The organism is Rubripirellula obstinata, assembly GCF_001642955.1.
GTDB lineage: Bacteria > Planctomycetota > Planctomycetia > Pirellulales > Pirellulaceae > Rubripirellula > Rubripirellula obstinata.
Genome location: NZ_LWSK01000023.1, coordinates 51361 through 62207 on the forward strand (window position 1 = coordinate 51361; position 10847 = coordinate 62207).

Consider the following 10847-nt stretch of genomic DNA (forward strand, 5'->3'; position numbering starts at 1 on the left):
GAGTGGAGAAAGGTTTGGGGTAATCTAAATGTTGGAGTCCAGGCTTTAGCCGCTTCCGCGCCCTCGGGAAATCGCCTAAAGGCTAGACTCCAGCGTCAGTTGTCGCCAACTTCATACTGTTTGGTTTGATCGCTAGCTTAGAGTATTTTCGTTTTGGTTGTACCTATTTCACGCCAGGATAGCGTTGTTGCAATTCGCCGCGAGCCTCGGCTGCGCGTTGGGGTTGGCCAACTTGCGGCCACAATTCAATCAATCGCAACAGAGCTTCCGCGTGAGCGTCTGGCTGCGACGAAAACATCAAGTGAGTGTGCAGGTATGCCAGGATCGCGCCCTCTTTATCGCCGCTTGCTTCATAGCTGGCTCCTTGGGCATTGTAGATCCGCGCCGCCATTTCAATGTCGTCTGGGTTCAATTCCGCAATCAATTCTTTAACAAGTTTTAGTCCTTCGCCCGACTTGCCGGACTTCGTCAATGCGACGGCCTTGCCTGCCTTGGCTAATGTTTGAATGCGAGCGATCGAGGTGGTTCCCGCAGCGATGCCAATGATTTTATCGAACTTGTCCAATGCTTCTTTGTCATCGCCTTCGATCAAGTTCACCCGGCCTTGCAGGTAAACGGATTCGACTTTGGTGTCGGGCGATTGTGACTGCGAAAGCAACTTGTAGTACGACATCGCATTCTCGGGCTTGTTCAGAGCCAACGCCAGGTCACCAAGCAACTTGGCGGCATCGAAGATGTGCCAGGAATCTCGAAACTTGCCGGCAAAAGAAACCATCGCCGTGGCGGCAGCATCTTTTGCACCTTTGCCGGCGAGCGCCAATTTTGCTTGACTCATCGCAGTGTAGAAAACCCAGTCAGCCTTGATGACTTCCCGTTTGATGCTGTCCGAATCGACCTTTTTGAGTTCTTCGAGTGCTTGGTCATACTGACCATCGAGTGCAAATTCGCGGCCCTTGGTTAGACCCGACGGATCGCCCTCGAAAAGGATTTTTAGGATCTCGCCTGAAAGGTAGGTCTTCGTGCTGCTACCTTTTTTGAGTTGAACTCCTTTCTTGTCCGTCGCGGTCACTTCCCCCGTGACGTTTCCACCAGACTTTTCATACAACCGATCGACTGCCGACGCCGTCTGGGCGCCAAAAATTCCAGCGCCAAAAACAAACACGCCTAGCAGCAGGCACCGGATGGCGAAGCAGGGAAAACGTTTTGAACATTGCGAAAGGATCATCAATGACATTGATTGAGAGGAAGGAGTTTGAGTCATGCGAGCATCGGAGTCATTTGATGGGCCGTTCATTTGTCGAGCCCCGTCGGACGCTCACCTAAGTCTTTTTGGATTTGTTTCAGCAACGTATCGAACTTTCGCAATTGAGCCGGTCCGCCCAACTTGGGGTACAACGCGGCAACCTTGGTAATGTCACCGGAAGATCGGCGAATCAGATCCTTATCCTTCACCGCTTTTCCCCATTGGTAACGGCAAAGAGCTAAGTGGTAGCGTGCGTCAAAAAAGGTGTCTCGGTTGTCGGCATTGCGACTGGTCAACTGGCTGATCTTGCCCCAACCCCAAATCACGTTCTTGCCATTTTGCGGTTTGGCTCCTCCGATCGCCCTGCCAAAAGACTTCGCGGCAAACTTGGGCGGCAGCGTTTGCGCCCACTGCTCGTAAGCCAAAGCTGCTTCAACCTGAGCATCGATCATGGTTTCTTTGGTCTTTAGCAGCGACGCGAAGGTTTTGACTGCGTTGCCATATTCACCAAGCAACCGTTGGGCACGACCAATTTGGTAGGTGACAATCGCCGAACTCTTCTTCTCATCCGACAAGCGGTCAAATGTCTCCACCGCAGTTGTCAACAAATCGGCTGCCTGACCGGTGGCTTTCGTTTGCCCCGGTTCCAGCGACGATTCAGATAATTCCATCAACGTTTGTCCGATCCACTGCAACGTTGCATCGTCCTTTGTCGTTGCCGAAACACGTTCTAAGAACACGCGAAATGCTTGAGTCAGTTTTGTCTTTTTAACCGGCGTCGCAACATTCAATTGATCACGAATGTTTTTCGCTAGCCTCAGATAGATCGCAGCGAGTTTTTTATCAGCCCCTTCGCCTTTGACGCTCTCGCGAAGTTTATCCATCGTCTGACTGGCACGTTTCAGCGACGCGTCCATGTCCACGCCATCGTCCGTCATCTGCGCGACAATGATCTGCAATTCGGTACCGTGCAGATCGCTGGCGAACGAGGCATCCGACATGCCGAATGTTGGGTACAGCGTCGATGCACCATAAACCGGATGCTTCAGCGTTTTTGCCGCTTCGTCAACCTGGTCCAAGCGAAGCAAAATTTTGGCTAGCACCAGCGAGGCTTTCATGGCACGCTCGTCCGCCAACGCACCCTGGATTCCATCCAGCCCGGCCTGCAAATCCTCACGTGCTTCCTTCATCAGCTCCGTGGCTTGATCTGGCTCTTCCGCTCGTATTTTCTTGATCGCTTCTGCCCAAAGAAATTGCCCGAGCAACGTTCGTGACTGCGACCTGCTGGCATCGTTGCTCAATTCCCCGATCAATCGTCGAGCTTCATTCCAGTTCTCTGATTCAAGTGCCAATCCGATCAGAACATTCTTGGCGGCGGAGGCTTGCGGATCGTCCGGCCACGTTTGTGACAAATAATCACCGAGCGTTTTCAACTGGTCGATCAAACCAGCGGCCCCGGGATTATCTCGAAGCAAAGATTGCAATGAGTTCAGTGACAAAAGTCCGCCACGCAATCCCATATCGGACGCCGGTGCATTCCTGGCCAGGAAATTGCCGACGACCGAAGACTCGCGATAACGCTCGCTCTGGTACAGAAGATAAGCCAACAATTGCCTCGCTTGATTGACAAGGTTGTCTTCGGATCGCTGAGTTACCATGCCCAGACCACGACGCAACGTTTCGATTGCCATCGTTCGCGTTTCGCGCAGTTGCTTTTGCAAATTTTCTTTTTGTTTGTCGTCCTTTTGTTTTTTGATCGCTGCGATTGATTGGTTCAACTGCTCGGCAGCTTGGTAGAGCTGTTGTGATTTCTGCAGAGCTTCCTCAAACGTCTTTGATTCCGCTGAACTTATCAGCGGTTCGACGACCGCGGTTTTGTCGATCCCAATCGACGCTAACATCTTCTTGACTTCTTCAGCATGCGATCCCGGAACCTTGGATGCGGCCAGCAACAACGATCGTGTTTCCGTTTGGGATCGCTTGATCTCGGCTGGCTTTTGATTTTTCTTGTCCTTTGACTTCGCGAGGTAAGCCTTTGCGAGTTGCAGTTGCAATTCGCCCGCCGAAGTGGAACGGCGTTCGTCGGGTCGCAGATCTTTCAGCATCGGCGCACCGCGATCAATCGCTTCTTGAAAGCGAGGCGGTTTGTCGGACAAAGCTAAGCGAATCAGCCCGCTGGTGGCTTGCGTCTTGGCATCACGTAGTTCCGGCGCGTCAACCGCTTCCATCATTCGCGTGAAGCTATCGAGTGCTCGGTCCCGCTTTCCCAATTCTTCTTCGACCAAACCGCGGTATAAAAGTGCCAAAGCACCTTGCATGTATCCGTCGTACTTTTCGCTCAGGTCGGTTAGTTGAGCGAGGGCCTTGTTGAGCAGCGGCTTGGCTTGTTTGCCCGGATTGTCGTAGGTCGATGCCGCGTAGCGAAACGCTTCGCCCGCTCGCATCATCGCTTCCAGGAATTCGGCTTTGTGTTGATCCCGAAGAGCCGCTTGTTCGGGATTGTTCTTGGCGTCGATCTTTGCCCCACGCATCTCTTTCAATTTTTGACGCAGTGATTCAACGATCGATTCAAAGGTTCCCGACGCACGAACGTAGGATTCTCGTGCTGCTTCGCGTTTTTCTTTCGATGGTTCTCCGCTCATCAATTGAGCGGCCCGGATCATTTGAATTTTCCCCAGTCGCAGTTGAGCCTCGGACTGTCTCGGCGAAGTTCCTGCTTTCAAAAACTTCTCAAGCGACTCTTCGGCTTTTTTGAAGTACTCGTCCTGAGTTTTTGAATTGCGAGTCGACGATGCGGCATCGATGAACGTTTGCGCCCGTTCCAATTCGACTGCTTTGATTAACTTCGCCGGCACGCCGGGATACTGTTCCAGTCGATCCAGATACTTGTCCGCCATCTCGAAGTACCCAGAAGCACGCAGTTGCTTCAAGAATGCTTCGGCCGGCTCGCCAGCGGCATGAACAACGGTGCCATGCCATGCGACAACGATGAAACAACTGATCGCAAAACGAATCAGGGTGCTAAGCATGGGCGTCGTCCGTTATCATGGTGGGCAATCAAAACTGTTGGCGATTAAGTTTGAGTGCTGAATAACTGCTGAACTCTCAAAGGAGATGTCCTAAGGTTAGAGTGGTGGATGTCGCCCTTCAAGCGATCTGTTGATGAATCCGGTGTTTCAGTCCATCAAAAGTGAGCGCACGTGCGTATCCCTTCTCAATTTAACGACGGTAACCTTTACAGCCAGCGACAGGATCGTCCCGAAGCGGGGGGTGCGTCGAGTCGGCTGAAGAAAACGCGGCTAAAGAAAAGCGGTTGGCTCGGAAATCAACATCGCCAGGTCGTCCGCATGATCTTAGCACTCGTTCTGGTGATGGTCGTCATCAACGCAGCCGCTAAGCCCGAATTCTATCAGCCGTTCTTTGTTCCGCCTGCTGTCGATCCAGCGAGTTTGAATCAGGCTTCGTTGTTGGATCCATCGAAGGCCAGCAAACCCGAGGTCGAAATCCCTGAACAGGTTCGACAACAGTCAGCCGAATACGCAGCATCGCTTTCCGCGGACGAACAAATCAGTTTGGCTCGATCGCTGATTCGCTCACTGGATCGATTCCAGAACAACGAACCCAATCCGTCGTTAGCCAAACAGTTCGACCAAATCCCGATTGATCGAGCCGAGATTCCGCTGGATTCGATGACCAAGTTGCTGATCCGGTCTTTGATCGTCGAGGCCGAAAAACGAGTCGTCGATGGAGCGGTTTGGCGCAGCGGGGATCGTGACGCATTGCGACTGCGTTTGTTGATGATCGGGCAAGAAATTGTCGCTGCGAACACTCCGCCCGCCGCGATCGTTGGCGTCTTGTCGCTGTTGCAGCAACCCGAAGCGTTCCGTGGGCAAGCGGTCCGAATCCACGGCCAAGTGGCAAGGGTTCAGTTGATCAGTGAAGGTTCTAACAAAAACGATCCGTTGCCAGATTACTGGCAGCTTTGGATTCGACCTTCCAGCGGAGCCGATCGGCCTGTGGTGGCTCTGGTGACGTCTCTGCCCGACAAGCTAAAGCGTTTTCACAAGCTAAAGCGTTTTCAAGAAGGTGGTTCTCAAAATGATGCTCCACGCGTTGTTGTCCAAGGATCGTTTTTCAAACGGCTAGCTTATCAGTCTTCGATCGGCGCTGACTTGGCACCGGTGGTCGTTGGAAAACTCTGGCAACCTGAATCCATGGCGGCTGCATCGGTCGGTCAATCCAAAAACGCCAACGAGGTCGGAACGATCCGCCCGTTTGTCGTCATACTTGGAGCGATTTTCGTCGGAATCGTTTTGGCGGGCTTGGTCGTTTGGCGGACCGCGGCGTCGGCCAAACGTGCGCGGCTGGTCAGGCACGATCGCGATTCCGATGTCTTGATTGTTCCGCCAAAACTTCAAGATCTGAACCTCGAAGATCCAGTCGTAAAATCAAACCACCCCTAGGCCCAGGTCAACGCTGTGAAGCATTTCCATCCTTCAAGATACTGGGCCGGTTTGTTTAACCGCGTGGGCAACGCCCCGCGCGTTTGGCAGCGGATGACGCGTGGGGCGTTGCCCGACGCCGTGAAGAGATTTGGTCCAGCAAAAACCATTGATTTGTTAAGCCGCGTGGGCATCGCCCCGCGAGTTTCGTTCCGCGAGTTTCGCCCCGCGTGGACGCGCGGGGCGATGCCCACGCGGTTAAACAATTTAGAAACCCTTCACGGCGTTCGGCGTTGCCCATGCGATTTAACTTAGGAACTGTCCTGAAACAAGTTCCGTATTTGGCGAAATCTTTCGTAGCTGGGCCCGCCAGGGTTCAGTCGGGTACAGCTAGCAGTGAACTGAACCCTGGCGGGACCAGCTACGGGAAAACCGGGAAGTTATTTCGGGACAGTTCCCTATTGGCACTTGCTTCTTTGGCTATCGCGTCAGTTTCGCTTGCCGATTCTGCGATTGATTTGGTGGCCGGTTTTGATGCCGATCGCATCGAGCAAGTATTCCCGATCCAAAACAAACAGTCGGTCAGCGAATCGGCCAAGCTGTTGCATCGCGTCGGCAAAGTTAGGCCTGAATCGTTCATCAGTCGGACCCGCTCCAGTTTGCAAGATGACGCAACCGACGGCGATGTCGTCGGTGACGCGGTGCAGTTCGAGGGCGTTTTTGTCGAAGCAAAGTCTTACGTCGTCCCGGACACCCTGGCGGAAATGATTGGTCTGGATTCGATCGCCGTCGTTGCGATTGACGCTGACAACAACAACCTGATCAACGTCATTGCAAAGTCGGTGCCGCCAAGTTGCAAGCCTGGTGATCTTTTGAAAGTCGTTGGCATGTTGGTGACGCCTCGTCGTTCTGATTCTGATGACGAACCGGAGAACAAGGTCGCGGTTGTCGCTGCTAGGATGACATGGCATCCGCGTGATGCGGCGAATCCAAGCTGGCAATGGTTGGCGGATCATGGTGTCGATATCGCCGAACTGCCAGGTTTGAAAACACGCGATCGCCGACCGCTCAGTTCCGCTGACACCGATTTGTTTTATTCGATCATGTCGGCCGCCGCCAAGTCACCGCCGTGGCCTGAACCCGCTGCGGCCAACCCGATCGATTTATTGAGTGATCCGAATTCGCTGGTCGCCAAGTTTGTCACGCTGCCGGTCGAAACCGTTCAGATCACGCGAGTGTCCGTGACCGACGTCAACCGACAACGGCAACTCGGCAGCGACCACTATTTCCAAATCGATACGATCGGCGACTTGGGGAACGTCGTCGTCAAAATTGAATCGGCGGATGAAGATGCGGGCGGCGAACCGGCCGTTTTCGAGAACCGCTATCCCGTGTCGATTGTGATGCTGGATCTACCCGACTTTTTGAAGACGGCGATTCGCGTTCGCGAAGGTGGTGAAGCCGTTGTTTCGGATGTCCGAGTTCAAATTCAAGTCGAAGGTTTCTTTTTTCGCCTGTGGAGCTACGAAACCGATTACATGAAACAATTCGGCGACGAAAAACAATTTGGTCCGCTGCTGATCGCCGCCAATCTGCAAAACCTGGAAAGCGATTCGCCTGATCCGTTGGGCGTTAGCGTGATCGGCTGGATCGCGGCAGGCTTGATTGGGATTTCGATGGTTGGAATTTTTCTATGGCATCGCCAGACTGCCGCTGGTGACGCGGCAATCCGGCGTGATCGACGTGACAAATCGGCCGCTGAGATCGATCTGTCCTCTTGACCAGATCAGGGAACCCGCCACGATGACGGTCGCAGTAAAAAAACTGCGAAAGAGTTCAATAGAAACACTCAACCCAATATCATTTGAGGCAAAGAAATGCGGCGTGCAAAAATCACCATTATCGGGGCTGGAAACGTAGGAGCCACCTGTGCTCATTGGTGTGCGGCCGCAGAACTAGGTGACATTGTCCTGTTGGACATTCCCCAAGCTGAGGACATGCCTGCCGGTAAGGCACTCGATTTGATGCAAGCGTCGCCAATCATGGGCTACGACTCAAATCTGGTTGGCACCACGTCTTACGATGATGCTAAAGACAGCGACGTGATTGTCGTAACCGCCGGAATCCCGCGAAAACCTGGCATGAGCCGCGATGATTTGCTGGGCACCAACGCAAAAATCATCACCAGCGTCGGCGAGCAAATCAAAGCGACTTCTCCCAACGCCGTCGTCATCGTGGTCAGCAATCCGCTGGACGCGATGGTCCAGCAAATGGCCAAGGTCACCGGTTTTGATAAAGCCAAGGTCATCGGACAAGCCGGCGTGCTGGATACCGCTCGCTACCGTGCATTTTTGGCCATGGAACTGGGGGTCAGTGTCGAAGACATCAGTGCTTTGTTGATGGGCGGACACGGCGACACGATGGTGCCAATCCCAAGTTGCACCAGCGTCGGCGGAATTCCCGTGACCCAGCTAATCGATACGGCTCGTTTGGATGAAATCGTCGAACGAACTCGCAAGGGCGGTGCCGAAATTGTTGCGTTGCTAAAGACGGGTTCAGCTTATTACGCACCGGCCGCGGCTTGTGCCCAAATGGTCGAAGCAGTCGTCAAGGACAAGAAACGAGTCATCCCCGTGGCCGCCTACTGCGACAAAGAGTACGGCGTTGGCGGATTCTACGTCGGCGTTCCTGTCGTGATGGGCAGCGGTGGTGTTGAAAAAATCATCGAACTAAGCCTGACCGATACCGAAACTGCGGCGTTTAAGCACAGCGTCGATGCCGTCAAGGAATTGGTGGAAACGATGGACGGTCTTTTGTCGGCCTAAGTTGGCTGTTTCCAAAACGCGATCATCAAATGTTAAGCCGCGTGGGCATCGCCCCACGCGTTGAGGGCCGCACGACGCGCGGGGCGATGCCCACGTGGTTAAACGGCATTAAAAATGCTTAGCACTACACCCTGGCGGGATCAGCTACGGGTTCTTCATTGACGTTGACATTGGCAAGGAATGCCGACTACGTTTTTCAACAGGCTGACTGCGGTGATTGCCGCAAGCCTGTCCGACGCCAAAAACGGAACGGCGGCGGAGATTTCTAAAACGGATTCCGCCTTGCCTTTCAGATTCGACGGTGCCATGAGTCGTTTTGAGCCCTCATTTTTTTCCGGCAACAATAACGCTGGCAAGCAAGCACTTTCGAGCGACTTCGCGAGCGGAAACCAAAACCGTGAAACTCATTTCGCGGATGATTTTGCAGCGGATGTGATGGCGGCCCAGAGATTGCGATCTCGGAAGCGATTGTTTTTCCCGCTCAACTTTCAATCGAGCTACAAGTATCCGCTGATTGTTTGGCTTCACAGCGACGGATGCAACGAAGACCAAATCAATCAGGTGATGCCGCACATCAGCCTGCGGAATTTCGTCGGTGTCGGAATTCGCGGGACTCGCGCCGCCGATGCAAACGGTCTGCGTTTTGAATGGGCCGAAAATTCGGCTGGCATCGGTGCGGCTCACGACAATGTGATTTCCGCGATTGAAGAAGCTCAGCAGCGGTTTTCGGTTCACAGTGACCGCATTGTGTTGGCTGGGTACGGCAGCGGAGGAACGATGGCGCTGCGGATTGCGATGCGCGAGCCGAATCGTTTTGGCGGGGTTGTTTCGGTCGGCGGCAGCATGCCAGGAAATTCAATCAAACAGTTCGATGCTTTGCGAAATCGCCGCTTGCCGATGTTGTGGCAATGGGCAAAAGAAAATGACCGATACACACAGTCGCAACTCCACCGCGATTGCCAGATGGCGATGTCAATCGGCAGCCAAGTCGAAATTCGCCAGTATCCAGGCGATGACGAAATGGATACCGTGGTATTATCAGATCTGAATGATTGGGTGATGCGAACGGTGATCCCTGGTGCCAGCCAAGTCACCAACACGGCGGATTCACCGTCTTCGCTTTACTCGGTCAACTGACGTCGGATCGCCGCTCGTTGCCGTCAATGTCGATTGAGATATGGAAAAGCAAAAAATTCTAATCGTCGATGACGACCAAGAGATCGTTGACACGGTTAGCTACGCGCTGGAAAACGCCGGCTACGAAGTCGCGATTGCTCGTGATGGAAACCAAGGTCTGGCGCTCGCTGAACGAGACGATCCTGACCTGATGATTTTGGACATGATGATGCCAAAACGCAGCGGGTTTCTAGTCTTGGAAAAGCTGCGGCGAATTCGCGAACAGCCTTTGCCAGTAATTATGATTACCGGCAACGAAGGCAGTCGTCACAAGGCATACGCTGAATTGCTGGGCGTCAGTGATTACTTGCAAAAGCCGTTTGCAATGGACCGATTGTTGACCGCAGTGGCAGATTTATTGGCCAAAGATTAGCTCCATGAACCAGATTTCTCGTCGCATGGTGGTGACCGCCGCGATCTGCGGTGCGTTGGGCGTCGCGATCGGTGCCTTTGGTGCGCACGGTCTGCAAAGCTACCTGACATCACTCGGCGGCGATGCCGATCTTGTTCAGCGTCGATTGGACCAATTCGACACCGGTGCCAGGTATCATTTGGTTCACTCGGTGGCACTACTTGCCCTCGCAGGAATCGGCTTTGATTCGCCCAAACTACTGCGCTGGGTCGCTCGTCTTTTCTTGGTTGGAATCGTGCTCTTCAGCGGCAGTCTTTATTTGCTGGTCATCACCGGTCAAACCAAGCTTGGAATGGTCACACCGCTGGGCGGATTGAGCTGGATCATCGGTTGGTGCTTGTTGGCTGTTGCAGCATTGAAGGCTTCACCGGCAAAAGAATAAATCGACCACGCCACTTTGATCAGCCGCCACGCGATAGAGAACACCCGGCGTAGAAATGTCATAGGCGCTGCCCAACGCCGTAAAGGGTTTCTAAAATTGTTTTACCGCGCGGGCATCGCCCCGCGCGTCCATGCGGCACGACGCGCGGGGCGATGCCTGGGCTGACGAAAATCCTTGCGTGGAGGGAAACTGGATGGCTTTGGGGATTTGTGGCTGACCGGCTTCGGTGTTGATTGCAAATTGCAAAATGAACACTGAAAAATGTAAATTGACCAGCGAATACCGCTTTCCAAGAATTTTCAATTTGCAATGTTCATTTTGCAATTTGCAATGTTCGACTGGTTCGCGAAAAACATCACCCACCGCA

The 10847-nt window shown here is 53.4% G+C and carries 9 protein-coding genes; 6 read left to right on the plus strand and 3 right to left on the minus strand.

Going from position 1 to position 10847, the window contains the following annotated elements; all coding sequences use genetic code 11:
* Nucleotides 1–163: 163 nt before the first annotated feature.
* On the minus strand, nt 164–1261 hold the full coding sequence (locus tag RC85_RS08760) for a tetratricopeptide repeat protein (RefSeq protein ID WP_157593904.1): 1098 nt from the start codon (nt 1259–1261) through the stop codon (nt 164–166).
* A gap of 29 nt (nt 1262–1290) precedes the next feature.
* Nucleotides 1291–4272 (minus strand): hypothetical protein, encoded by a 2982-nt coding sequence (locus RC85_RS08765; RefSeq protein ID WP_068261271.1) that lies wholly within the window; start codon nt 4270–4272, stop codon nt 1291–1293.
* 171 nt (nt 4273–4443) lie between these two features.
* Between RC85_RS08765 and RC85_RS08770 the strand changes: the two genes are divergently transcribed.
* The 6 genes from RC85_RS08770 (at nt 4444) to RC85_RS08795 (ending at nt 10480) form a co-directional block, all read left to right on the plus strand.
* The gene (locus tag RC85_RS08770) at nt 4444–5706 is read left to right on the plus strand and encodes a hypothetical protein (RefSeq protein WP_068261274.1); all 1263 of its coding nucleotides are present in this window, start codon (nt 4444–4446) and stop codon (nt 5704–5706) included.
* 440 nt (nt 5707–6146) lie between these two features.
* Nucleotides 6147–7466: a hypothetical protein gene (locus RC85_RS08775; protein WP_068261276.1), complete on the plus strand. Its 1320-nt coding sequence runs from the start codon at nt 6147–6149 to the stop codon at nt 7464–7466.
* A gap of 96 nt (nt 7467–7562) precedes the next feature.
* The gene (mdh, locus tag RC85_RS08780) at nt 7563–8510 is read left to right on the plus strand and encodes a malate dehydrogenase (protein WP_068261278.1); all 948 of its coding nucleotides are present in this window, start codon (nt 7563–7565) and stop codon (nt 8508–8510) included.
* 213 nt (nt 8511–8723) lie between these two features.
* Complete coding sequence (locus RC85_RS08785) at nt 8724–9647, plus strand: alpha/beta hydrolase (protein ID WP_162273193.1); 924 nt, start codon at nt 8724–8726, stop codon at nt 9645–9647.
* A 40-nt stretch (nt 9648–9687) separates the two neighbouring features.
* The gene (locus tag RC85_RS08790) at nt 9688–10059 is read left to right on the plus strand and encodes a response regulator transcription factor (RefSeq protein ID WP_068261284.1); all 372 of its coding nucleotides are present in this window, start codon (nt 9688–9690) and stop codon (nt 10057–10059) included.
* A 4-nt stretch (nt 10060–10063) separates the two neighbouring features.
* On the plus strand, nt 10064–10480 hold the full coding sequence (locus tag RC85_RS08795) for a DUF423 domain-containing protein (protein ID WP_068261286.1): 417 nt from the start codon (nt 10064–10066) through the stop codon (nt 10478–10480).
* A 90-nt stretch (nt 10481–10570) separates the two neighbouring features.
* On the opposite strand, the gene RC85_RS28415 is transcribed toward RC85_RS08795, so the two are convergent.
* Nucleotides 10571–10847: hypothetical protein (locus RC85_RS28415; RefSeq protein ID WP_238383111.1), on the minus strand; the 277-nt coding region annotated here is incomplete at its 5' end.